Below are 24,200 nucleotides of genomic sequence, written 5' to 3'. Positions count from 1 at the left end.
TTGTCCGCTTTTTATTTTTGAAGCGACCACTGTCTTTCGATAAAATAGCACTCGATACTGTCTGGGTAGTAAAACAGAGCAACAGACAGGGAGAGTGAGGCGTGTTGATGGGACAAGTAACAGAAAGAGATTGGCTGTATGTATTGGCGTTGATACCTGGATTGGGGCGAGTAAGGCTGAGGGCCATCTATGAAGCAACTGGGTCTTTTGGTACGACAGTGGACAATTGGGATCATGTTGCTGATCAACTAAAGCTGACTGCGCCGCTCAGAAAAGCGGTGAAACGGCAGACAAGAATAGAATCGGTATACCAATTGCTGCAAGAACGTACATCAAAAGGTGTAGATTACATGTGTTGTTTTGACGACGATTATCCAGTTTTATTACGTCATATTCCCGATCCACCGCTTACCTTGTTTTATCGTGGAGACATTCATTTGTTGCAGCAGCCAGCGGTTGGAGTGGTTGGTTCACGAAGGCCTACCCCGTACGGTAAGGCTAGCTGCGCTTATTTAGTCAAGGAATTGGTTCAGGCAGGACTCGTGATCATTTCTGGCTTGGCGCATGGCATTGATGGCGAAGCACACCAGACCGCGCTTGCAGCAGGTGGGAAGACGGTAGGCGTCTTAGGGTGTGGAATTGACCAGATTTATCCGGCAAGTCACCGGTTGCTTTATCAAAAAATCGCATCTTTAGGCCTACTCATTTCCGAACATCCACCTGGAACGCCGCCAGTGCCAGGTCTTTTTCCCGAACGTAACCGGATTATTAGCGGTTTAAGTTTGGGTGTTCTGGTTGTGGAAGCGGCAGAGAAGAGCGGATCATTGATTACGGCCGATTGTGCATTAGAGCAAGGACGTGAAGTTTTTGCAATTCCAGGGCCGATTTTTTCATCAGTGAGCGCTGGCCCGCATAACTTGATCAAACAAGGAGCAAAGCTAGTAACAAGAAGCTCTGATGTTTTGGATGAGTTGGGGGTTTCGCTGGCTCGTAAATCAAATGATAATCAAACTACCACAGCATCCGCTTCGGCACTAGAACCTGATGAAAAGGCGATCGTATCAGTCATTTCTCACGAGGGCACTCATGCAGACGACTTGGTCGGTCTACTGGAGCCAGACATGCGTAGAAATCTCCATCAGGTACTCATCAGACTCGAGGCAAAGGGTGCAATTGTCGCACTGCCAGGGGGGTATTTCGCAAAGCGTTAAGCGGCTCTCTCCCCTACCCTTACATCCCCTAAGTCTTGCAAGTGTTTGACAAATCGGATAAGCATATTTAATAATAGGGAAGATTCCTTACTAAAAGGGGAGGAAAAAAATGGCTGACACGCTCGTAATCGTAGAATCCCCTACGAAGGCGAAAACCATTGGAAAATATCTAGGCAGCAAATATATTGTAAAAGCGTCCATGGGTCATGTGCGCGACCTCCCGAAAAGTCAGATGGGTGTAGACGTAACACGTGGCTTTGAACCTAAATACATAACCATTCGCGGTAAAGGCGATGTATTGAAGGCCCTGAAAGATGCCGCCAAGAAAGTCAAAAAAGTATATCTGGCGGCTGACCCGGATCGCGAAGGGGAAGCAATTGCCTGGCATTTGGCACAATACTTAGGGCTGGACATGAGTCAGCCACTTCGTGTGGTGTTTAATGAAATTACCAAGGACGCCATCAAAGAAGCGTTCAAACACCCGCGGCATATCAATATGGATCTGGTGAATGCCCAACAAGCACGCCGTATTTTGGATCGTCTTGTAGGCTACAACATCAGCCCTATCTTGTGGAAAAAGGTTCGTAAAGGGTTAAGTGCTGGCCGCGTACAATCGGTAACCGTTAAATTGATCATGGACCGGGAACGTGAAATTCAGCAATTTATTCCTGAAGAGTACTGGTCAATCGTCAGTAAGCTGATAAGTAACGGAAAAGAAATTCAAGCTAAATTTTACGGCTATGGCGATGAAAAAGTAGAACTAAAGTCAGAAGAGGATGTAAAACAAGTCCTCGAGCGGATGAAAGACCATCCTTATGTCGTACAAAAGGTTACGAAGCGTGAGCGCAAGCGAAATCCGGCACCTCCGTTCATCACCAGCTCACTGCAGCAGGAAGCGGCGCGCAAGCTGAACTTTCGAACTGCAAAGACCATGCGGATTGCCCAAGAGCTGTACGAAGGTATTGATGTAGGCAATAAGGAAGGCGCTGTGGGTTTGATTACGTATATGCGTACGGATTCGACCCGTCTATCTGTAACCGCGCAGAATGAAGCGAAAGAATACATACTTGAAAAATTTGGTGCAGAGTATGTCCTGTCTGAACCACGTACGCAGGCCAAAAACGAAAATGCGCAAGATGCCCATGAAGCGATCAGACCAACAGCGGTGGCTCGCACGCCTGATGAAATCAAGGAGTTTTTATCGCGTGATCAGCTGCGTTTGTATCGGTTGATCTGGGAGCGTTTCCTCGCCAGCCAAATGTCATCGGCAGTACTGGATACGATGAGCGTGGATATTGATTCAGGAGGAGTCACATTTAGAGCGACTGGTTCTAAAGTGAAGTTCCCTGGTTTTATGAAGGTATATATTGAAGGAAACGACGACGGTACGGAAGAGGAAGGTTACCTGCCTCCGATCGAAGAAGGGCAAACGCTGGAACAACAAGAAATTGAACCGAGCCAGCATTTTACACAGCCTCCGCCGCGTTATTCTGAAGCGCGTATGTTAAAAACGCTCGAGGAGATGGGCATTGGTCGGCCTTCCACCTATGCGCCTACGCTGGAAACCGTACAAAAACGCGGATACGTAGCGCTTGAGGAAAAGCGGTTTGTTCCGACAGAGCTGGGTGAAATTGTTATCACACTCATCGAGGAGTTTTTCCCTGAAATTCTCAATGTCGAGTTTACCGCTCATATGGAATCCGGATTGGATGACATCGAAGCAGGCTCCACTAATTGGGTCCAAATCTTGGACGCGTTTTACGGAGATTTTGCAAAACGGGTAGCTGTGGCAGAAGAAGAGATGAAAGAAGTAGAGCTCAAAGATGAAGAGTCAGATGAATCATGCGAGCTTTGTGGCAGTGTCATGGTATACAAATTGGGGCGCTTCGGGAAATTCCTCGCTTGCTCTGGATTCCCGGATTGCCGCAATACCAAGCCGATTGTAAAAGAAACTGGAGTAAAATGTCCACAATGTGAAACCGGAGAGATTATCGAACGTAAATCTAAGAAGAGCCGCATATTTTATGGGTGTAACCAATATCCAGGGTGCGATTTTGTTTCTTGGGACAAACCGATTGCCAGACCGTGCCCGAAATGCTCAAGCATGCTCATAGAGAAAAAACGCAAGAAACAAGGTGTTAGCGTCGTTTGCACGAAATGCGATTATCAGGAAGAAGCTGATTCATAAAAGGGTTTATCAGATTTCTGCAGGTTTGGAGGATTAACAGCATGACACTACCAACGATTACCGTTGTGGGCGCTGGACTGGCAGGCAGTGAGGCTGCTTGGCAAATTGCTCAGGCCGGTGTTCCAGTGAAGTTGTATGAAATGAGACCGAAAACACAGACTCCTGCTCACCATACAGACAAATTCGCAGAATTGGTATGCAGCAACTCTTTGCGTGCAAATACCTTGACGAATGCGGTTGGTGTTCTAAAGGAAGAAATGCGACGACTTGGCTCCGTCATTATTAATGCGGCGGATCGTTGTGCTGTACCGGCAGGTGGAGCGCTGGCTGTAGACCGACATGAGTTCGCCGACTATGTTACAGAGGCGGTTCGAAATCATCCGCTGGTTGAGGTCGTATCGGAGGAAATTACCGAGATTCCTGAAGGGATCGTTGTGATTGCCACAGGTCCTTTGACCTCCCCGGCTCTTTCGAAGCAGTTAAAAGAGCTGACTGGTGAGGAATACTTGTACTTCTACGATGCGGCTGCTCCAATTCTGGAAAAGGATTCCATTGACATGAACAAGGTTTTCGTTGCTTCCCGTTACGATAAAGGCGAAGCAGCGTACTTGAATTGTCCAATGACAGAGGAAGAGTTCAATTGTTTTTACGATGAACTGATAGCGGCAGAAGCAGTTCCGTTAAAGGAATTTGAGAAAGAAATCTTCTTTGAAGGCTGCATGCCGATTGAAGTCATGGCCAAGCGCGGTCGTCAGACAATGGTATTTGGACCACTGAAGCCGGTAGGACTTACTGACCCGAGAACAGGTAAAAAGCCTTATGCAGTCGTTCAGCTGAGGCAGGATAATGGTGCTGCAACCCTATATAACATCGTAGGTTTCCAAACCCATCTAAAATGGCCGGAGCAAAAACGCGTCTTTTCCTTGATTCCTGGACTGGAAAATTGCGAAATCGTACGCTATGGAGTTATGCATCGCAACACATTTATCAACTCTCCAAAGCTTTTGAAACCAACTTACCAGTACAAAGACCGCGACACCCTTTTCTTTGCCGGACAAATGACAGGTGTGGAAGGGTACGTAGAGTCTGCTGCTTCAGGGCTTATGGCTGGAATGAATGCTGCTCGACTGGCAAAAGGGGAGGAACTCTTAGTCCTGCCTCCTGAGACGGTCATTGGCAGCATGGCGCGTTATATCACGACCGCTGACTCCAATCATTTTCAACCGATGAACGCCAATTTCGGCTTAGTTCCCGAATTGCCAGAACGAATTCGAAACAAGCGAGAAAAAAATGAAAAATTGGCTGAGCGGGCGCTAGATACAATTCAGAATTTTACACAATAACGACACAATTAACGTTGATATCATATTTTCGACTGTGTTACTATATAGGTGCTTCGAGGAGGGTGCATCCCGTATGGACTTTTCGCAACAGAATTCTGCGGATCTTGCGATGTTTACCCGTTATTTGCGAGTCGAAAAAAACGCCTCTCCTCATACGGTAAAGCAGTATGTGGCAGATATCAGCGAATTTGTCTCCTTTATGGAACAGCACCAAATCACTGTATTTGCTGCTGTTTCTTATTTGCATGGTCGCTCCTTTCTTGCACAATTAGTGGGGAGGGGGCTTTCACGGCGAAGTATTGCACGTAAGCTCTCCAGCTTGCGAAGCTTGTATCGCTTTTTATTGCGTGAAGGTAAGCTGGAACAAAATCCATTCCAACTCGTCTCCACTCCGAAAATGGAGAAGAAACTTCCTTCCTTTCTGTATCCACAAGAAGTCCAGGCGTTTTTTGATCTGCCAGACACATCCACTCCACTAGGAATTCGTGATCGGCTGATTTTTGAACTACTGTACGCTAGTGGCATGCGTGTCATGGAACTTGTCACACTTTCCGTGGGGGACATTAATCCAGACATGGGAGTCGCTCTCGTTTATGGAAAAGGGGCAAAAGAACGTTATGTGCCGGTTGGCAGTTATGCTTGTGACGTTCTTCGGCAATACCTAGAGTATGGAAGAGAAAAACTGCTGGCAGGAAAAGAAGACCACGGCAATTTACTGGTTAATTATCGTGGAGAGCCGCTATCCGACCGCAGTGTTCGCCGGATTGTAGACAAATACGTTGACACGTACGCTCTGCATTTGCGTGTATCGCCTCATACGTTTCGGCATACATTTGCAACCCACATGCTAAATGGAGGTGCAGATCTGCGGACCGTTCAGGAATTGCTGGGGCATGTCAATGTCTCGACGACACAGGTGTACACGCATGTGACCAAAGAGCGACTTCGCCATGTATATGACACCGCTCATCCGCGTGCAAATCCGCGCGATACCGGTTCCGCCAATCGGACATAAACGGGAGGAATCAGTGATGGAACAGTTTCACGCAACAACAATCTTCGCCATACAGCATAATGGATCCGTAGCGATGGCCGGAGACGGTCAGGTCACTTTTGGGAACAGCATGGTAATGAAACACGGTGCCAAAAAAGTAAGACGCCTCTATCGCGGAGAGGTTTTGGCAGGTTTCGCTGGATCTGTTGCCGACGCGATCACGCTTTTTGAAAAGTTCGAGGGGAAGCTGGAGGAATACCACGGTAATCTGCAGCGTGCCGCTGTCGAGCTGGCCAAAGAGTGGCGCATGGATAAAATACTACGTCGTCTGGAAGCGATGATGATTGTGCTGAATAAGGATCATTTACTGCTCATATCTGGAAACGGAGAAATCATTGAACCGGATGATGGAATCTTGGCAATTGGTTCCGGAGGCAGCTTTGCTTTGGCTGCTGGAAGAGCATTAAAGACGTATGCACCCCATCTTAGCGCAAGAGAAATTGCGGAAGCATCACTTCGAACTGCTGCCGAAATCTGCGTGTTCACGAATAACAATCTCGTTGTGGATGAGTTGAATTGAGCGAAAGGGAGGACTTTCTGTGCTGAATCTTGAGCAATTAACCCCACGTAAGATTGTAGAGCATTTGGACAAATACATCGTCGGGCAGGCACAAGCCAAGAAAGCCATCGCCGTAGCGCTTCGTAACCGCTACCGTCGCAGTCGTTTGCCTGAACAGATGATAGACGAAGTCGTTCCGAAAAATATCTTGATGATCGGTCCTACTGGTGTAGGGAAGACGGAAATTGCTCGTCGGATTGCCAAGCTTTCTGGAGCACCCTTTATCAAGGTAGAAGCGACCAAATTCACGGAAGTTGGTTATGTAGGACGAGATGTAGAGTCAATGGTTCGCGATCTGGTGGAAGCCTCCATTCGTACTGTCAAGCAAGAAAAAATGGAGTCGGTTAAAGAGAAAGCGGAAAAGCTTGCAAATGAAGCAATTGTCCACGTGCTGGTTCCATCACGTAAACAGCAGAGCTCATTTAAAAATCCATTGGAGATGTTCTTCGGCGGACAGCAACAAACACAACCAACTGCAAATGATCCAGAAGAAGCCTCTGTGGAACAACAGCGCAGACAGATGGCTTGGCAACTGGCGAATGGTCAGTTGGAAGAGCAAATCATTGAGATAGATGTGGAAGATCAATCGCCAACGATGTTTGATATGTTCCAGGTTCCGGGTACAGAACAAATGGGGATGCAAATGCAAGATATGCTCGGAAGCCTGATGCCGAAGCGGACGAAGAAGCGAAAATTGCGAATTAAAGATGCGCGAAAGGTATTAATTCAACAAGAAGCGCAAAAACTGGTGGATATGGATGAAGTAACGCAGGAGTCGATACGCCGGGCAGAAAATCACGGGATTATCTTTATTGACGAGATTGACAAGATTGCAGGAAAAGATGGCCGTGGTCCTGATGTGTCCCGTGAAGGGGTTCAGCGTGATATCTTGCCCATTGTGGAAGGCTCTACGATTATGACCAAATATGGTCCAGTCAAGACCGATTACGTCTTGTTTATCGCTGCAGGAGCTTTTCACATGGCGAAGCCATCCGATCTCATTCCAGAGCTTCAAGGACGTTTTCCAATCAGGGTGGAGCTGACTAGCCTTCGCGTGGAGGACTTCGTTCGAATTTTGACGGAGCCCAAAAATGCACTTCTGAAGCAGTACGTTGCCCTTTTGGAAACAGAAGGTGTCCATGTTGAATTCACACCAGAAGCCATTTCCGAGCTTGCACGCCTTGCCGCTGAGGTGAATCAAAGTACGGACAACATCGGAGCAAGACGTTTGCATACCATACTGGAGAAGCTCTTGGAGGATCTATCCTTTGAAGCCCCAGAAATTCACCTGGAGGTTGTGCAGATTACCCCAGATTACGTACGTCAAAAACTAGGTACCATCGTGGGGAACAAAGATTTAAGTCAATATATTTTGTAACGATGATTGGGTAGGTAACACACAGACACTGGGAGGAAATAAAGATGGATCTACTAACGAAAACAAGAAGAATTAACCGCATGCTGCAAAAATCTGCAGGTCATGCCGTTAATTTCAACGAAATGGCACAAGTATTAAGTGACGTAATTGAAGCGAATACGTTTGTCGTAAGCCGCAAAGGTAAACTTCTTGGTTTTGCTATTCATCAAGAAATGGAAAACGCACGTATTCGCAAAATGTTGGAAGATCGTCGTTTTCCGGAAGAGTACAGCATGGGTCTCTTGAAAGTAGATGAGACATCTGCAAACCTGGATGTAGATAGCCCATACACCATTTTCCCGGAAGAAATGAAAGAAGTTTTCCGTGCAGGTTGGACCACATTGGTACCGATCATTGGTGGCGGCGACCGTCTGGGTACACTCATTTTGGGACGCATCAACGACCAATTCGTAGATGACGATCTCATTCTGGCTGAAGTAGGGGCAACTGTAGTTGGAATGGAAATTTTGCGTGAGCGTTCCGAAGCAATTGAAGAAGAAGCTCGCAGCAAAGCGGTAGTTCAAATGGCAATTGGTTCGCTTTCCTATAGCGAATTGGAAGCAGTGGAGCACATCTTTGAAGAGCTGGAAGGAAAAGAAGGTCTACTCGTAGCTTCCAAAATTGCAGACCGCGTGGGGATTACCCGTTCTGTGATTGTAAACGCACTGCGTAAGCTTGAGAGTGCTGGTGTGATTGAGTCTCGCTCTCTCGGGATGAAAGGTACATTTATTAAAGTGCTGAACGAGAAGCTGTTACCTGAGCTGGAGAAGCTAAAAACCTCCTAAGGCAAGGCGCCAGAGCGTAGAGCAAAAGTTATACGAGGCTAAACAAGAGGCGTAGCAACTTATGTTGCTATGCCTTTTTTCGTGGGTATTTATACCTAAATACAACATAAACCGACACGATAAACCAGTTTTTTCCGCGTATATTCGTCATAACTTCTGTACAAAATCTGGCAAGATCATTCAGTTAATTGTCAAATGCAGTAAAAAAACAGGAAAGATCAGGGATTTAGTGCGATTGAATCATTTTGAAAATCTTCATGAAAAGGGGCTTTTTTCACTATTACAGTTTTGCTATGATTGAAGCGTGTCTTAGATGTCGAAAATACAGGAAATTTAGGTAGATTTGAGGAAACGACTGGAAAATATAGGGGGAGAATGAAAAATGCTGGGAAGCTATCATCTTCAAGTCCTAGAGCGATCGATGGACGCTGCCACGATGCGTCATAGAACGATCACGAACAACCTTGCCAACATAGATACCCCCGGGTTCAAAAGTCAGCAAGTCATCTTTGAAGATTATTTGCAAGATGAATTAAACGGAGTAGTGGGGAAGCAAAAACTGGCAGCTTACCGAACCAACGAGCGGCATCTTCCATTTGCCAATAGTGGAGGCTTTGCAGTGCCGCAGGTCGTATCCAATCCGACTAACTTTGTACAGAACAATGGAAATGATGTAGACATGGAGTCAGAGAACACGGAACTGGCCAAAAACCAAATTTGGTACAGCGGTCTGACACAGCTAACTGCAGGATCCTATCAAAAACTACGAAGTGTCATTGAGGGTGGGGGTAAATAGGGATGAGTTTGTTTCAGGGAATGAACACAAGTGCCTCGGCTTTGACTGCTAACCGTTTGCGCATGGATACCATTGCTTCCAACATTGCGAACGCTGAGTCTACTAGAGCGAACTTTGTTAACGGGGCATGGCAGCCATACAAACGAAAAATGGTTGAATTGTCCCCTAAAACGAGCGAGTCATTTGACAACTTTTTACAGGCGGCAGTTGGCAATGTCTCCGGCAGAAGCACGGAGCAGGGTGTACGAGTCACGGCCATTCAAGAGGATAACACGCCATTCAAACGGTTGTATGATCCATCTCATCCCGATGCCGATGCAGAAGGATACGTATTGTTGCCAAATGTGGATCCGATGAAAGAAATGGTTGACCTCATTTCTGCATCCAGATCGTATGAAGCGAACGTTACTGCTTTTAATGCAACCAAACAAATGATGATGAAAGCTTTGGAAATCAGGTAGGCGGGTGAAAAGTAAAAGATGAATATTCAAGCATTATCCCAAGTTAGTCCCATTCAAACGTCTGGTGTAAACAAGAGCCAAACACCTGCAGAATTAGCCAAAGACTTTACCTCATTTTTATCAGATGCAATCAATCAGGTAAATCAGGCTCAAGTAGATTCGGCGATTCTGGGAGACAAATTTGCTGCTGGTCAAATTCAGGATATTCATCAAGTAACCGCAGCCGGTCAAAAATCTTCGGTTATGCTGCAGATGACCTTACAGGTACGTAACAAGGTAATCGAGTCTTACCAAGAAATCATGCGCATGCCTATTTAAGTGTTGTTGGTATCCTGTGAGAGGTGAATCATGAACGAGCGTCTGGCAGTATTCAGAGAACAGCTTACGACTAAATGGAACCAGTTTACGAAGAAACAAAGATGGATGATTATCGGAATTACTTTATTTCTTCTGATCTCGCTTGGCTTATACATATACATAGCAGCTCAACCGGTGTACAAGCCCTTGTATAACCAAAGGCTGAGTGAACAAGAAATCGGGACGATCAAAAAAGAGTTAGAGGGCTCCCAAATTCCATACAGGATTACAGGGAATGGAACAAGCATTGAAGTACCCGAAAAGATGGCGCAGGATGTCATTGTAGATCTGGCAGCACAAGGTATACCGAGTCAAGCGGGAATAAACGCAGAGATCTTTTCCAATACGCTTGGTGTGACAGACCGCCAATTTGATGTCATGAAGAAGGAAGCACTTCAGCAGGAATTGCGTAAAATGCTGGAGCGGGTAAAAGGTGTACGGAGTGCACAGGTCATGATTACGCTGCCGCAAGAAACTCTTTGGGTAACCGAGACCCCGGATTCGGCAACAGCTTCGGTCATCGTCGATGTAGAACCAGGAACTACATTGGAACAAAAGCAGATCAACTCGCTTTATCTGCTTGTTTCTCGAAGTGTTCCTAAGTTGCCGATGGAAGCGATCGCAATTACTGACCAGTACTCTAATCCATTGGAGCGCGTGGAAGGAAATGAAAACGAGGGAACACTGAGCAGCTTCAAGCAGCAAGAAGAAATTAAAGCAGAAGTGGAAAAGAAAATTCAGCAAAATCTGTATAATCTACTTGGAACAATCATGGGTCGTGACAAAGTCATTGTCCATGCATTTATCAAAATGAATTTTGATAAGGAAAACCGTGTAGAAAATCTCGTAGAAGCACCTGACAAAGAGAATAACGAAGGCCTAATCATCTCATCTCAAAAATTATCCAAAGCTTTTTCCGGACAAGGAACGCCTCCAGGCGGAGTGGCCGGCACAGGTGCGAATGCTGTCCCAAGCTATCCGGGGAATAATCCACAAGGTAGTAACAGTCAATACGAAGAGATCAACGATACGATCAATCGAGAAGTAAACCGAATTACACGAAACGTAGTCGTAACTCCTTACAAGATCGAAGACTTAACGATTAACGTAGGTGTCGAACCGCCAGCCGGAGGTCAGTTGGATGATGCGACCGTTGAGAGCATCAAGCAGGTGTTACGTAATGTAGTCCGCGTGACTCTGAGTAACCAAGGCCTGGATCTCAGCCAGGAAGAACTGGACAAGCATATTTCCGTCTTGCCACGTCAATTCTCAGGAAAAGTCGCTGTAGAAGATTCGAGTGCACTTAGCCCTGCTGTTCTTTGGACTGTGGGTGGTATTGCGGTATTGGCTCTCGCAGCAGTTGCATTCCTAGTCTATCGTAGACGCACTCAGGCCAAGCAGCAGCAAGAAGAGGATGATATTCAAGACTTGCTGACACCATCACAGTCGATGGAAATCCCTGATTTGATCTACCAAGAAGACGGGGATCAAGTAATGGTTAGAAAGCAGCTTGAAAAGTTGGCGCGTAGCAAGCCAGATGAATTTGTTGTTCTACTGCGTACATGGTTAGCAGAAGATTAAGGAGTGAAAGTGATGGCTCGCGGCGCTAAAGAGTTGACCGGACGACAAAAGGCGGCTATTCTACTCATTTCACTCGGGCCGGAAATTTCTGCCCAGGTGTTCAAACACTTACGTGAAGATGAGATCGAGCAACTGACATTGGAAATCGCCAATGTTCGCAAAGTAGATACCGAGGAAAAAGATAAAATTCTTTCCGAGTTTCATCAGATCGCAGTAGCAAAAGAAGTAATTGCCCAAGGTGGAATTACGTACGCAAAAGATATTCTGCAAAAGGCATTGGGTGAAACCAAAGCCATGGATATTATTAACCGCCTGACAGCAAATTTGCAGGTTCGGCCTTTTGATTTCGCCAGAAAAGCTGATCCTGGTCAAATCCTGAACTTTATTCAAAATGAGCATCCGCAAACAATTGCCTTGGTCTTGTCCTATTTGGAAGCACAGCAAGCAGCGATGATTTTGTCCGCTCTTCCCCAAGAGAGTCAGGCGGAAGTAGCGAAGCGAATTGCTATGATGGACAGTACGTCGCCGGAAGTAATCGCTCAAGTAGAACAAGTGCTGGAACAAAAGCTGTCTGCTACGGTTACGCAAGATTACACTCAAGCAGGTGGTATCGAAGCAATCGTTGCTGTACTGAACGGTGTTGACCGCGGGACCGAGCGTACTATTTTAGATTCCCTGGAAATTCAGGATCCTGAATTGGCCGAGGAAATCAAAAAGCGCATGTTTGTCTTCGAGGACATCGCTACTTTGGACAATCGCTCCATCCAACGGGTTATCCGCGATGTGGAGAATGCCGATCTACAACTTTCCCTCAAAGTGTCCAGCGAAGAGGTACGGGAAGTTATTTTCCGCAATATGTCAAAGCGGATGGCGGATACCTTCAAGGAAGAAATGGAATTTATGGGTCCTGTTCGCCTTCGCGACGTCGAAGAGGCACAATCGCGTATTGTTGCGATTATCCGTCGTTTAGAGGAGGCTGGTGAGATCATCATCGCTCGCGGTGGAGGAGATGATATCATTGTCTAGGATCATCAAGGTGGCCAATTATCGGCCTTCCGAGGATTCTATTATCCTCTCGGTGACGCCTGTACCATTTAAGACGGAGCAAAGTTCCGAAAGGTTGCAAGAAAATCTAGAAATTATTAATCAAGCAGAAATAGAAGCAAAAACCATTATTTCCGACGCGGAAGAAACGGCTCAGAAGATATTGCAACAAGCCACTGAACAAGCTCAGCAAATGAAGCAGCAAGCACTTGCGCAGATGGATCAATGGTGGGAACAAAAGCGGGCGGAAGCAGCAGCTTTGTTCGAACAAATCCAGGAAGAAGCTGCTCGCGAGGGTCACGCTGCTGGATATGAAGAAGGCAAGCGACAAGCATACGAGGATGAAATAGGAGCTCTTACAAAAGCGAAGACGATTTTGGAACAGGCCTACCATGTTAAAGAACAGATTATCGCCGAAGCTGAACCATTTTTAGTCGAGTTGAGCATGGAGGTAGCTAAAAAAGTGATCGTTGCTGAACTCCAGCAGTCACCAGAGCAGGTCCTGGAAATGTCTAAAAAGGTACTTAGAAGATCACGTGTCCACGGTCAGATAACGGTATGCGTCAATCATCAATATTTTGATTACGTGCAAGAGCATCGTTCCCAATTGCTCGAACTACTGGATGGACAAGCTGAATTGTCTATTTACCCGGATTACACGGTCCAGGATGGGGGATGTGTGATTCGCACCCAGCTGGGGAGTGTGGACGCACGAGTGGATACACAACTGGGCGAAATCAAGCAAGCGCTGCTGGACATTGCTCGAGGAAGTGAGACAGGATGAGTATCCTCGACCTTTCGAAATACAAACAAGTATTACAAGGACTAGATCCCTTGCGTGTAAATGGAAAGGTAACGCAGGTTGTAGGACTGACTATTGAATCACAAGGCCCTGAAGTAAAGCTGGGCGAAATTTGCCACCTGTTTCCAACGAATAGCAGTGAGCCCATTATTGCGGAAGTCGTTGGCTTTCGTGAAAACAAGGTTCTGCTGATGCCGTTGGGTGAGCTCACTGCCATCGGACCTGGTTGCGATGTTGTAGCAACTGGTCGATCGCTTGAAGTGAAGGTGGGACCAGAAATTCTCGGATCGGTTCTAGATGGTTTGGGTCGCCCTTACCAAGGGTCACTCCCTTTCGGACTAACAGCTTTTCCGACGAACAATTTACCCCCAAACCCGATTCTGCGTCCGCGTATTAAGGAAGCTTTGAGTGTAGGTGTTCGAGCTATTGATGGATTGCTGACGATTGGAAAAGGACAGCGGGTCGGCATATTCGCGGGTTCGGGGGTGGGCAAGAGTACCTTGATGGGAATGATCGCCCGCAATACTACAGCAGATATTAATGTCATCGGGCTGATTGGTGAACGCGGGCGTGAGGTTATGGAGTTTATTGAACGAGATCTTGGGGAAGAAGGTCTAAAGAGATCGGTTGTTGTCGTTGCTACCTCTGACCAGCCTGCCATGATCCGGATCAAAGGCGCTATGATTGCTACTTCGATAGCGGAATACTTTCGAGATCGCGGTTTGAATGTCATGCTGATGATGGATTCGGTTACGCGGTTTGCAATGGCTCAACGCGAGGTTGGCCTCGCAATTGGAGAACCTCCTGCGACACGCGGTTATACGCCTTCTGTGTTTGCTCTTCTTCCAAAGCTGCTTGAGAGGGCAGGCACTGCAGACCGTGGAAGCATTACCGCTTTCTATACAGTACTTGTGGATTCGGACGACATGAATGATCCGATTGCGGATGCTGTTCGCGGGATATTGGACGGCCACATCGTACTCGATCGGAAAATCGCACAAAAAGGTCATTTTCCTGCCATTGATGTGATGGCCAGCGTCAGTAGGGTAATGAGTGAAATTGCAACAGATGAACATCAGGATGCTGCACGTCAACTGAAAAGGCATTTGGCAATCTTTCGAGATGCAGAAGATCTCATCAACATCGGTGCATACAAGCCAGGGACCAATCGGGAAATTGATGCCGCAATTCGTTATCGGGATGTCATACGTGAGTTTACGGCGCAAGGGACGCATGAGCCCTCCACACTGCAAAGCGCCATAAAAGCGTTGACAGCTCATTTCGGAGGAGTGAACTAGCGTGAAGTTTTTTCAGTTTCATCTCCAAAAAGTTCTGGATCTAAAGGAAAAAGAGAAAGAACAGGCCCAGTGGGCATTTGGTAAATCCATTCAACGGAAAAACGAAGAAGAATGGAAGCTGTTTCAATTAAATGAGCACCATGACCAAATGACACATCTGCTTCAGGAAGTGCAAGAGCAGACTTGCAGTGCAGCGCAGCTCATTTCCATTACGCAGTATCAACAATCTGTAGCAAGGTCTATAACCAATCAAAGGCGGACGTTGAATGGGTGCGAACAGGATGTGGAGCGCTGTCAGTCTCGCCTAACGGAGCGGATGCAAGAGTCCGAGCTATGGAATCGCCTGCGTGAACGATCTCTCCATCAATTTCTAGACGCAGAAAAGCAAAGAGAGCAAAAAGAGTTGGACGAGATTGGCACTCAGCTCTATCTTCGTCGAAGCAACTGAGGGAGGTACACGATGGAAGAAATCCAAGAAGAACGCGAGTACGGCAGGTGGGAATGGTTTTTTTACATGATTGTCATTCCTGCCCTTTTTGCCTGCCTCCTTGGCGGCGTGCTCCTCAGCTTGCTGGGGGTCAACGTGCTTGGCAATGTTCTAAACTGGGCCAACTCCATACCGTACGTGGAAAAGCTAATCCCAGACGATTATGCGGCGGCTCCCGGCACGGATGAGAAGCCTGATTTGAAGAAGCAGGTAACCAGCCTGCAAAATGATCAAGCCAAGAACCAACAAGCTCTTTCCACGCTGCAAGCGGAATCGGCCAAAAAAGATTCGACCATTCAAGCGCTGGAAAATCAGATTCAGGAATTGAAAAAGCTGAGTGAAGAGAAGCGGACTACTGAGGAAGAGCGGCAGCAGCAATACGCAGATTTGGCCAAAGTTTATACGACCATGTCCGCGAAGAACGCTGCTGCGATCATTGAAAACCTGAGTATGGAAGAATCAGTAACGGTAATGACCAAGATGAAGCCAAATCAGCGAGCAGACATCTTAGCCAAAATGGATCCAAAGAAGGCTGCTGACATTTCCATCTTGTTAAAAGATTCTGTTGTGGCAAAAGATGATGACCTTGCTGCTTTACAAGAACGTGTCCAAGTATTGACCAAAGCATTGAGTGAAACCCGTGACAATCGGGCAAGCACCGAGAGCAAGGAATCAATAGCAAATACGTTTGCGCAGATGCCAGCAGAGGATTCAGCCGCTGTGATTCGCTCCCTTATGCAAACAAACAAGGCGAGAGCAATTTCGATCATGTCTGAAATGCCTGAGGATAGAAGGGCACAAACACTAGCTGCGATTGCCAAGGCAGACAAGAAGAATAATGACAACATGGCAGCACGCATTACTGAGGAGTTGCTTCGATAACGGACAGGAAAACCTGATCTTTTATCGTTTTGATAAGCAACAATAAATTATCAAAGGAGGTGAACGAGATGAATGTAGCCAATCCAGTAACGCCTGTGGGTGCATCTGGTAGCACAGCGATGACCGCCGGAGCAGCCACAGGAGGAGGAAATGCAGGATTGGGCGAGCTGTTCTCCTTGCAAATGCTTCAGGCCTTCCAAAACATTCCGTCCTCAGAAGAACTAGCACTGGCACCTGAAGGGCTGAGTGATGAAGATTTAGCGGCGCTGGAAGATATGATGGCGTTACTCTCCCAACTGCTTGCATCCGGTCAAAACGTCCCTGAAGAGCTTATGCCACAAGTAGAAGAAAAGACGGCGGCAATCGAGCAGTTCTTGGGCAAAACGCAAGGGAATGTTGGACAACTTGGTGAAGAGTGGAAGCAAGTTATCGCCAAGTTCCCTCAAGATGATCCAGCTACAGCTCAACTGGAAAAACTGGCGGCACTTCTCGAAGCACTGAAAAACCAGAAAACAAATACGGAGACTGGGAAGCGGACTGCAATTCTTTCCCGCTCCGAAATGATCACCAACTCGAGTAATCAGCAGCACGAAGCCTTCAAAGCGATTCAACCACTGCGTATTAGTCAGGGACTCACTGCTTATAAACAAGAGGCAGGCATTCAGGCACAAACCGTGCAGCCGACTCTGCAGAGTGGTTTCATGAATCCAGAGAGCAATGCGGATGAAGGATTCTCACTCGCCAGCGGTCAAACCCCTGTTGCTGCAACAAATCAGGTGCAATCGAATCAGACATCCCAGCAACCGGGCGTACAAACACATCAGGTTCATGCAAACCAGTTGACGCAGCAAATCACACAGATTTTTGTGACCAAGATGAATCTTACACAAGTGAACGGTGTGCATGAGGCCAAGCTGGTGTTGAATCCACAGTCACTTGGACAAGTTGATGTCACGATTACGTCCCATAACGGTGTGATTACAGCTCATTTCCAAGCAGAAACGCAAGCGGGTAAAGACATGCTGGATAACCAGTTGCCCCAGCTTCGTGCAGCATTGACGCAGCAAGGTCTGCAGGTAGATCGCCTCGAAGTGAATCAGCAGCAGGAAGCAGCATTTAGCTTCCAGCAACAGCGTGAACAGGCTAGGCAGCAGCAGCAAGGAGATAGTCGTAATCAACAGCAGCAGGAAGAGCAGGAATTTGCTCTGGATGCACTGGTGGACAATCTTGAATCAACCGAAGATTTATGGAATCGTCTAAGAGAAACAACCCGCGGTATCAACGATATCGTCTAGGAATGGAATAAAGGAGGAAGCACCATGAACCATTTTCGTGTGGCGCAGCCCTATTTTCCTCCGAAAACGAATCACGTAACCAAAGCTACTGCGCAGACTGCTGCAGGAAGCGGCAAATCGTTTCAACATTACTTGTCTGAATCGCTTAGCCCACATACAAAAACAGCGCCGCTCAGCTTTAGCCAGCACGCAGTCAACCGCCTGCAAGAGAGAGGCATTTCACTAGATGGCCCACAGCTCGAACGACTAGAATCTGCAGTCCAAAAAGCTGCATCTAAAGGTGCCCAAGAGTCCCTCATTCTGATGGATAACGTGGCTTACGTCGTGAGCATCGTAAATCGGAAAATTATTACCGCTGTGGACGATGGTAGCATGAAGGACAACGTATTTACCAACATAGATAGTGCTATTTTTGTTTAACGCCCAGAAGTAAGGGCTGGACCTCTTAGAGGAAGCCCACGGTTACCGACCGACAGAGGTAACCAATGCGTGTGACTTAAGAAGAGGAGGAAACAAATTATGCTTCGTTCCATGTATTCGGGTATTTCAGGTATGCGCGGTTTCCAGACGAAATTGGATGTCATTGGAAATAACATCGCGAACGTAAATACCGTTGGCTTCAAAAAAGGTCGCGTCATGTTTCAAGATATTTTAAGTCAAAACGTCCAAGGCGCAGGTGCTCCATCAGAAGATGGCGGCAAAGGTGGTACCAACCCGACACAAATCGGACTTGGTGCATCTATCGGCTCTATCGACACCGTATTCTCAGCAGGAAGCCCAATGACGACGAACCTCCCGACAGATTTGTCAATCGAGGGAGATGCCTTCTTCATGGTCTCCCCGGATGAAGGGGAAACCATTTATTACACACGTGCTGGTAACTTTACTCGTGATGCGGCAGGCTTTCTTGTTAACTCGCAAGGCTTGAAGCTGCTGAGTACAGACGGAACCCCAATCGAGATTAACCAGGAGACCGCCGTCTCTTACTCTATTGGCAAAGATGGAGTTATCACAACCGTTGACGAAGCTGGGGAGCTCGCATCAGACAATGCGATCGGTGTGATGACGTTTAACAACCCAGGTGGTCTGAAAAAGGTTGGGAACTCTTTGTATGAGAATACAGTCAATGCTGGTGCCAGAGGGGAAGATCCAACGGCAGCTGTCACTGCGGGTGAGGCAAAAGTAAGCATCATCGCTGGTCAGCTGGAAATGTCCAACGTGGATCTGTCCGAAGAATTTACCGAAATGATTGTGGCGCAGCGTGGCTTCCAAGCAAACTCACGTATTATCACAACATCTGACTCTGTCCTCGAGGAACTGGTAAACCTGAAGCGATAATTAGGTAGCGGATGACGGGGGAGGCGAATAATATCCTTCCCCCGATGCATCCCGAAAGGAGCAGCCTTTTGATCAAATTGACCCGATTTAACGGAGCCACGTTTTATCTGAATATCACTCATATTGAGACGGTAGAGGCTACTCCCGATAGCGTAATTACTTTGTTCAATGACAGAAAGTACATCGTCAAAGATTCGGCAGAATCCATCGCTCGGCGCGTACAGGCGTTTTACCAAAACGCTCATCCGGCAACCGTAACACCGAAGATGCCGGACGATTCAAATGAATAGCGGGAGGCAGTGCGATGTTTCAAAATCGTTTGTTTAACATGGCTCTAATCATCATTATTGCAATATCGCTACTAGGAGTTATTTCGTTCGTACTGTGGCAAACCTACCTCTCTCCAGGGGCACAGACTGCGAGCACAGAGGAGAAGCAAATGAAGCCTCTGACTGCAAAGCAAATGAAAGAGTACTCCGTCGATACCGGCGAGATTACAACCAACTTGCTAACGAATAACTACATGATTGTTCGCTTTAACATTACGGCTGAGAATTCTTCTGCGAAAGAAGAGCTGGAGCAGCGTTTGCCTCAGGTCAATCAGGTGATTATCAAAACGCTGGCAGGCTTGACACCAGAGGACATCAAAGGGACAGAAGGCGTAAACAAGCTGGAAGCGAAAATCATGAATGAAATCAGCTCCCTCATGCAAGAAGGAAAGATTGTGCAGGTGGTAACAACCAAGCGAGTCTTGTCATAAGGAAGCGATGAGTGGATACATAGCAAGGAGGTGACGACAAATGGCCGAGGTTCTCTCACAAAGTGAGATTGATGCGTTGTTGGCTGCCCTGTCCTCGGGAGAGATGGATGCCAACGAGCTGAAAAAGGAAGAGACTGAGCGAAAAATCAAAGTGTACGACTTTAAGCGTGCTCTGCGGTTCTCAAAAGATCAGATTCGTGGTCTCACGCGTATTCATGAAAACTACGCGCGGCTATTGACAACGTATTTTTCCGCTCAGCTTCGTACCTTCGTGCAGATTACGGTTGCCTCCGTCGATCAATTACCGTATGACGAGTTTATTCGCTCCATTCCCAAGATGACGATCCTGAACATCTTTGAAGCACCTCCATTGGAAGGTCGTATGGTCTTGGAAGTGAATCCAAACATCGCCTACACCATGCTTGATCGGCTTCTTGGTGGTCAGGGTGCGATCCCGGATAAAATGGGAGCACTTACGGAAATTGAAACAACGGTGATGGAGCGTGTATTCGGCAAAGCGCTGGATACTTTCCATGAGGCATGGAAGCAAATTATTGAGCTTGATCCGTATCAGGAAGGTCTGGAGATGAATCCGCAGTTTATGCAGATTGTCTCCCCAAACGAAATTGTGGTCGTCATTTCATTTAGCACGAAAATCGGCGATACAACCGGAATGATCAATTTATGTCTGCCTCACGTGGTACTGGAGCCGATCATGACAAAGCTTTCTGGTCAGTATTGGTTCTCCAAGCAGAAAAAAACGCGGGATGAAGATGAGCGTCTCCGTGTGGAAGAACGCGTGAAGACAGCAAAACTGCCGATCGTTGCAGAAATGGGCACTGCTACGATTTCAGTAGGAGATTTCCTACAGCTGCAAAAAGGCGATGTGATTCAACTTGATCAATCCATTGATAACAAGTTGAAAATCAAAGTGGGCAACCATTTGAAATACTTGGGGCAACCAGGGACACTCAAAGGAAAGGTTGCTGTTCAAATTGATGAAGTCATAGAGGAGGGGGAGGAACAAAATGAGTAGAGACATGCTTTCTCAAGACGAAATTGACGCGCTTCTTCGCGCGAACAACTTGGTTGAGGATGAAGAGGAAGCTGATTCGGGAATAAGTCAAGATGTTTCCGAATTTCTTTCCCCGTTTGAACAAGATGCCCTCGGAGAAATCGGGAATATTTCCTTTGGCAGCGCAGCGACTGCGTTATCCACCCTGCTGAGCCAGAAAGTAGATATTACAACCCCTACAGTTACTGTCGTAGAAGTAAACGAGCTGGAAAGCGAGTTTCCGGTTCCTCACGTGGCCGTTCATGTGGAATATACCGATGGGTTTAAAGGCATCAACCTGCTTGTCATTCGGATGGAAGACGCTGCGGTGATTGCTGATTTGATGATGGGAGGCGACGGCCGACCAGAGAACACAGAGATGTCCGAACTACATATCAGTGCTGTACAAGAAGCAATGAACCAGATGATGGGTTCTGCAGCGACCTCGATGTCCACGATTTTCAACCAGTTCATCAACATTACTCCTCCCGGGATTGATGTCATGGATCTGGCGCAAGGAAAGGGTGGAGACAGCTTCTCAGAAGAAGAAAGCACCCTCGTCAAGGTCTCTTTCCGGTTAAAGGTAGGGGAGCATGGCGAACTGATCGACTCGAACATTATGCAGCTTCTCCCGCTTTCTTTTGCAAAAAGCATGATTGAGCGACTTATCGGAGGATCAGACGATGAAGCAGCCGCTGCAGCCGTAGAAGCGGTTGAGATGCCTTCTATCCCGGCGATGAGCCATCCTGCTCCATCGACTCAACAGGTACAGTCGGAGCCGATGCAGATGCCTCCTGCAGCGCCATCAATGCCAGAAGCACCTGCAGCGCAGCAACCGATGTATCAGCAGCCGCCGATGGGATATGCACCACCACCGATGGGGTATCCCGCACAGCAGCCTATGTATCCAGACTATTATGCTCAACATGCCATGCCGCCGGGTTATGCTCCGTATCCGCCAGCGTATCAGCAGCCGCCAATGGCGCCGCCTGCACCACAGCATTTTGGTAGTCCGGCAGCGAATCAGGCGAATGTAAAACCTGCACAATTTGCACCGCTTGGTGGTGCTCCTATGTACGCAGGAGACGAGCAAAATCTCAACCTACTTCTCGACATCCCACTCCAAGTGACAGTCGAACTAGGACGCACCAAGAAGCTGATCAGAGAAATCCTTGACTTGTCCGCTGGGTCCATCATACAGTTGGACAAGCTGGCGGGTGAACATGTAGACATTTTGGTGAACAACAAGTTGATTGCCAAGGGCGAAGTGGTTGTCATCGACGAGAACTTCGGTGTCCGCGTTACAGATATCATCAGTCAGATCGATCGTGTTCAAAAATTACAATAAAACAATGAAGAGTTAAGCATTGGGGAGGAGCTATTCATGTCTAACAAAGTATTAATCGTCGATGATGCGGCATTCATGCGTATGATGATCAAGGAAATTCTTTCGAAAAATGGTTACAGTGTCGTAGGGGAAGCAAGCGATGGAGCGCAAGCAGTAGAAAAGTACAAAGAATTGGGACCTGATCTGGTAACAATGGATATTACGATGCCAGAAATGGACGGAATTTCTGCTTTGAAAGAGATCAAGAAATTGGACCCTAACGCGCGTGTCATTATGTGCTCTGCAATGGGACAGCAGGCAATGGTTATTGATGCGATTCAGGCGGGCGCAAAAGATTTCATCGTGAAGCCATTCCAGGCGGATCGCGTGCTGGAAGCGATCAAAAAGACCTTGAGCTAATGATGAAAATCCGGAATGCAGGGACAGGACTCATTTGGGTCTTAAGTCTACTCCTGTTGCTGCTAATCACCTCCTTGCCGAGTACGACATTTGCTGAAGGCTCTGTGGCAGATGCGTACAATCAAGGGCAGGCACCAAAAAGCAATGCACCCGCCGGCGGCGAACAGCCGGCGGCCATTCCGGGCAGCGGAATGGGAAGTATGCTAGGTTATTTCGTACAAGTTGTCTTTTCACTCGGATTTATCGCGGTTCTTATATTTTTGTTGCTGAGATTTCTCGGTAGACGACAGGTTGCCCAAAGTCATGGACCGATCAAGATAATAAGTGCCGCTGCACTCGGCAGCGGAAAAACACTGCAAGTGGTCATGATTGGGGAATCCTTGTACATCGTGGGTGTCGGTGACAACGTTCAGTTACTAAGACAAATCGAACCAGGTGATGAAGTCGATCTGATCTTGGCTGACGCAGAAATAAAGCCGATAAAAAATCCGTTTTCTCTCAGTTGGCTGCCTTTCGGAAAGAAGAAGCAAGCCGAAGAGGAGATTCTTTTCTCGTCTGATGTTGATGGACAAACATTCCAGGAGCTGTTAAAAGGACAGTGGAATGAAGTGAAGGAGCGGCCCGTTCGGGTGGACGCTTGGACCAAAGAGGAAGCTCAGGACAGAGGGGACCTAAAATGAAATATTTTTTGCAGGTGCTCGTGCTTGCCGCAGTGCTGCTAGTAGTACCCGAGATGGCGTTGGCAGCTCCCGTGGGAACACCACTCGTTCCGAGCATTGATTTGCAAATAGGTGGCGGGAATGGAACACCTCAGGAGACATCCTCAGCGATTCAAATCCTGCTGATTTTGACCGTATTATCTGTTGCACCGGCCATTTTGCTACTCATGACCAGCTTTACGCGAATCGTCATTGTGTTGTCTTTCGTCCGAAATGCGTTGGCAACACAGCAAATGCCTCCTAACCAGGTGATCGTCGCACTCGCACTGTTTATGACTTTTTTTATCATGGCTCCGACACTCGGCAAGGTAAATGAAACGGCAGTGCAGCCGTTCATGCAGGGGCAAATGTCACAACAACAAGCTTTTGATGCGGCTGTAGTGCCGTTCAAGGAATTTATGGCAAAGCAGACACGGGAAAAGGATTTGGCATTATTTTTGGAGTTTACCAAAGCAGAGAGACCCAAAACGATTCAAGATATTCCTTTAAACGTTCTCGTTCCTGCTTACGCCATCAGTGAATTAAAAACGGCATTTCAAATCGGATTCATGGTCTTCATTCCGTTTCTCGTCATTGATATGATCGTTTCCAGCATATTGATGGGGATGGGGATGATGATGTTGCCACCGGTAATGATATCACTGCCATTCAAAATCCTGTTGTTCATTATGGTAGATGGTTGGTATCTCGTAGTGAAATCACTGTTAACCAGTTTTTAGCGATACTTTCGAAGGGGCCAAGGAGGTAGAGCATGACACAAGAACTATTAATGCAGATTGCGCAAAATGCTGTTTACACCATCCTTCTAGTTGCGGCACCTGCCCTCGGGATCGCCCTGCTGGTTGGATTGCTCGTTAGCGTTTTTCAGGCAACGACTCAAATTCAGGAGCAAACACTCGCTTTTATTCCAAAGATTGTGGCGGTTTTTGTCACGATTCTTGCGGTGGGACCTTGGATGCTCCGTGTATTGCTTGATTTCACGATGGGAATCTTCGGAAACCTCCATCGGTTCGTTGGGTAGC

General features: G+C 47.2%; 27 protein-coding genes. All 27 read left to right on the top strand.

Annotated elements, in window-relative coordinates:
• Positions 1 to 107: 107 nt before the first annotated feature.
• The 27 genes from dprA to fliQ all read left to right on the top strand — a co-directional run bounded on the left by dprA (position 108) and on the right by fliQ (position 24,199).
• On the top strand, positions 108 to 1,211 hold the full coding sequence (dprA, locus tag ACIFQN_RS19015) for a DNA-processing protein DprA (RefSeq protein ID WP_429834916.1): 1,104 nt from the start codon (positions 108 to 110) through the stop codon (positions 1,209 to 1,211).
• A 109-nt stretch (positions 1,212 to 1,320) separates the two neighbouring features.
• Positions 1,321 to 3,399, top strand: coding sequence for a type I DNA topoisomerase (gene topA / locus ACIFQN_RS19010; RefSeq protein ID WP_429834591.1), 2,079 nt, complete (start codon positions 1,321 to 1,323; stop codon positions 3,397 to 3,399).
• Between the two features lie 41 nt (positions 3,400 to 3,440).
• Positions 3,441 to 4,742 (top strand): FADH(2)-oxidizing methylenetetrahydrofolate--tRNA-(uracil(54)-C(5))-methyltransferase TrmFO, encoded by a 1,302-nt coding sequence (gene trmFO / locus ACIFQN_RS19005; protein WP_429834590.1) that lies wholly within the window; start codon positions 3,441 to 3,443, stop codon positions 4,740 to 4,742.
• A gap of 73 nt (positions 4,743 to 4,815) precedes the next feature.
• Positions 4,816 to 5,757: a tyrosine recombinase XerC gene (gene xerC, locus ACIFQN_RS19000; RefSeq protein WP_429834589.1), complete on the top strand. Its 942-nt coding sequence runs from the start codon at positions 4,816 to 4,818 to the stop codon at positions 5,755 to 5,757.
• A gap of 16 nt (positions 5,758 to 5,773) precedes the next feature.
• Positions 5,774 to 6,316, top strand: a complete 543-nt coding sequence (gene hslV / locus ACIFQN_RS18995; protein WP_049738763.1) for an ATP-dependent protease subunit HslV — start codon at positions 5,774 to 5,776, stop codon at positions 6,314 to 6,316.
• Positions 6,317 to 6,335: 19 nt separating this feature from the next.
• The gene (hslU, locus tag ACIFQN_RS18990; RefSeq protein ID WP_429834588.1) at positions 6,336 to 7,733 is read left to right on the top strand and encodes an ATP-dependent protease ATPase subunit HslU; all 1,398 of its coding nucleotides are present in this window, start codon (positions 6,336 to 6,338) and stop codon (positions 7,731 to 7,733) included.
• A gap of 44 nt (positions 7,734 to 7,777) precedes the next feature.
• Positions 7,778 to 8,557, top strand: a complete 780-nt coding sequence (gene codY / locus ACIFQN_RS18985; protein WP_429834587.1) for a GTP-sensing pleiotropic transcriptional regulator CodY — start codon at positions 7,778 to 7,780, stop codon at positions 8,555 to 8,557.
• Between the two features lie 382 nt (positions 8,558 to 8,939).
• Positions 8,940 to 9,353: a flagellar basal body rod protein FlgB gene (gene flgB, locus ACIFQN_RS18980; protein ID WP_429834586.1), complete on the top strand. Its 414-nt coding sequence runs from the start codon at positions 8,940 to 8,942 to the stop codon at positions 9,351 to 9,353.
• A 2-nt stretch (positions 9,354 to 9,355) separates the two neighbouring features.
• Complete coding sequence (flgC, locus tag ACIFQN_RS18975; RefSeq protein ID WP_429834585.1) at positions 9,356 to 9,814, top strand: flagellar basal body rod protein FlgC; 459 nt, start codon at positions 9,356 to 9,358, stop codon at positions 9,812 to 9,814.
• Between the two features lie 18 nt (positions 9,815 to 9,832).
• On the top strand, positions 9,833 to 10,132 hold the full coding sequence (gene fliE, locus ACIFQN_RS18970; RefSeq protein ID WP_429834584.1) for a flagellar hook-basal body complex protein FliE: 300 nt from the start codon (positions 9,833 to 9,835) through the stop codon (positions 10,130 to 10,132).
• Between the two features lie 30 nt (positions 10,133 to 10,162).
• Complete coding sequence (gene fliF / locus ACIFQN_RS18965; protein WP_429834583.1) at positions 10,163 to 11,752, top strand: flagellar basal-body MS-ring/collar protein FliF; 1,590 nt, start codon at positions 10,163 to 10,165, stop codon at positions 11,750 to 11,752.
• 12 nt (positions 11,753 to 11,764) lie between these two features.
• On the top strand, positions 11,765 to 12,778 hold the full coding sequence (gene fliG / locus ACIFQN_RS18960) for a flagellar motor switch protein FliG (RefSeq protein ID WP_429834582.1): 1,014 nt from the start codon (positions 11,765 to 11,767) through the stop codon (positions 12,776 to 12,778).
• On the top strand, positions 12,762 to 13,580 hold the full coding sequence (locus ACIFQN_RS18955) for a FliH/SctL family protein (protein ID WP_429834581.1): 819 nt from the start codon (positions 12,762 to 12,764) through the stop codon (positions 13,578 to 13,580). Before fliG ends, ACIFQN_RS18955 begins: the two co-directional genes overlap by 17 nt.
• Positions 13,577 to 14,896, top strand: coding sequence for a flagellar protein export ATPase FliI (gene fliI, locus ACIFQN_RS18950; protein ID WP_429834580.1), 1,320 nt, complete (start codon positions 13,577 to 13,579; stop codon positions 14,894 to 14,896). Before ACIFQN_RS18955 ends, fliI begins: the two co-directional genes overlap by 4 nt.
• 1 nt (position 14,897) lies before the next feature.
• Positions 14,898 to 15,344: a flagellar export protein FliJ gene (gene fliJ / locus ACIFQN_RS18945; protein ID WP_429834579.1), complete on the top strand. Its 447-nt coding sequence runs from the start codon at positions 14,898 to 14,900 to the stop codon at positions 15,342 to 15,344.
• A gap of 12 nt (positions 15,345 to 15,356) precedes the next feature.
• Entirely contained in the window at positions 15,357 to 16,265 is a 909-nt protein-coding gene (locus ACIFQN_RS18940) for a MotE family protein (protein ID WP_429834578.1), read from the top strand.
• A gap of 68 nt (positions 16,266 to 16,333) precedes the next feature.
• Positions 16,334 to 17,560, top strand: a complete 1,227-nt coding sequence (locus tag ACIFQN_RS18935; protein ID WP_429834577.1) for a flagellar hook-length control protein FliK — start codon at positions 16,334 to 16,336, stop codon at positions 17,558 to 17,560.
• A 24-nt stretch (positions 17,561 to 17,584) separates the two neighbouring features.
• Positions 17,585 to 17,980 (top strand): TIGR02530 family flagellar biosynthesis protein, encoded by a 396-nt coding sequence (locus ACIFQN_RS18930; protein WP_429834576.1) that lies wholly within the window; start codon positions 17,585 to 17,587, stop codon positions 17,978 to 17,980.
• Positions 17,981 to 18,079: 99 nt separating this feature from the next.
• Entirely contained in the window at positions 18,080 to 18,898 is an 819-nt protein-coding gene (flgG, locus tag ACIFQN_RS18925; protein WP_429834575.1) for a flagellar basal body rod protein FlgG, read from the top strand.
• A gap of 68 nt (positions 18,899 to 18,966) precedes the next feature.
• The gene (locus ACIFQN_RS18920; RefSeq protein WP_429834574.1) at positions 18,967 to 19,188 is read left to right on the top strand and encodes a flagellar FlbD family protein; all 222 of its coding nucleotides are present in this window, start codon (positions 18,967 to 18,969) and stop codon (positions 19,186 to 19,188) included.
• Positions 19,189 to 19,202: 14 nt separating this feature from the next.
• The gene (locus ACIFQN_RS18915) at positions 19,203 to 19,658 is read left to right on the top strand and encodes a flagellar basal body-associated FliL family protein (RefSeq protein ID WP_429834573.1); all 456 of its coding nucleotides are present in this window, start codon (positions 19,203 to 19,205) and stop codon (positions 19,656 to 19,658) included.
• A 40-nt stretch (positions 19,659 to 19,698) separates the two neighbouring features.
• Positions 19,699 to 20,694: a flagellar motor switch protein FliM gene (gene fliM, locus ACIFQN_RS18910; RefSeq protein ID WP_429834572.1), complete on the top strand. Its 996-nt coding sequence runs from the start codon at positions 19,699 to 19,701 to the stop codon at positions 20,692 to 20,694.
• Complete coding sequence (fliY, locus tag ACIFQN_RS18905) at positions 20,687 to 22,060, top strand: flagellar motor switch phosphatase FliY (RefSeq protein WP_429834571.1); 1,374 nt, start codon at positions 20,687 to 20,689, stop codon at positions 22,058 to 22,060. The genes fliM and fliY overlap by 8 nt, the downstream gene beginning before the upstream one ends.
• 36 nt (positions 22,061 to 22,096) lie before the next feature.
• Entirely contained in the window at positions 22,097 to 22,459 is a 363-nt protein-coding gene (locus ACIFQN_RS18900; protein WP_005834238.1) for a response regulator, read from the top strand.
• Positions 22,459 to 23,139, top strand: a complete 681-nt coding sequence (locus ACIFQN_RS18895) for a flagellar biosynthetic protein FliO (protein WP_429834570.1) — start codon at positions 22,459 to 22,461, stop codon at positions 23,137 to 23,139. The genes ACIFQN_RS18900 and ACIFQN_RS18895 overlap by 1 nt, the downstream gene beginning before the upstream one ends.
• Positions 23,136 to 23,897, top strand: a complete 762-nt coding sequence (gene fliP, locus ACIFQN_RS18890) for a flagellar type III secretion system pore protein FliP (RefSeq protein WP_429834569.1) — start codon at positions 23,136 to 23,138, stop codon at positions 23,895 to 23,897. The genes ACIFQN_RS18895 and fliP overlap by 4 nt, the downstream gene beginning before the upstream one ends.
• A gap of 32 nt (positions 23,898 to 23,929) precedes the next feature.
• Entirely contained in the window at positions 23,930 to 24,199 is a 270-nt protein-coding gene (fliQ, locus tag ACIFQN_RS18885; RefSeq protein ID WP_429834568.1) for a flagellar biosynthesis protein FliQ, read from the top strand.
• Position 24,200 lies beyond the last annotated feature (1 nt).

This window comes from Brevibacillus sp. NRS-1366 (genome assembly GCF_050467985.1).
Note: the sequence above shows the minus strand (reverse complement) of the source record. Positions and strands in the feature narration are given on the sequence as shown.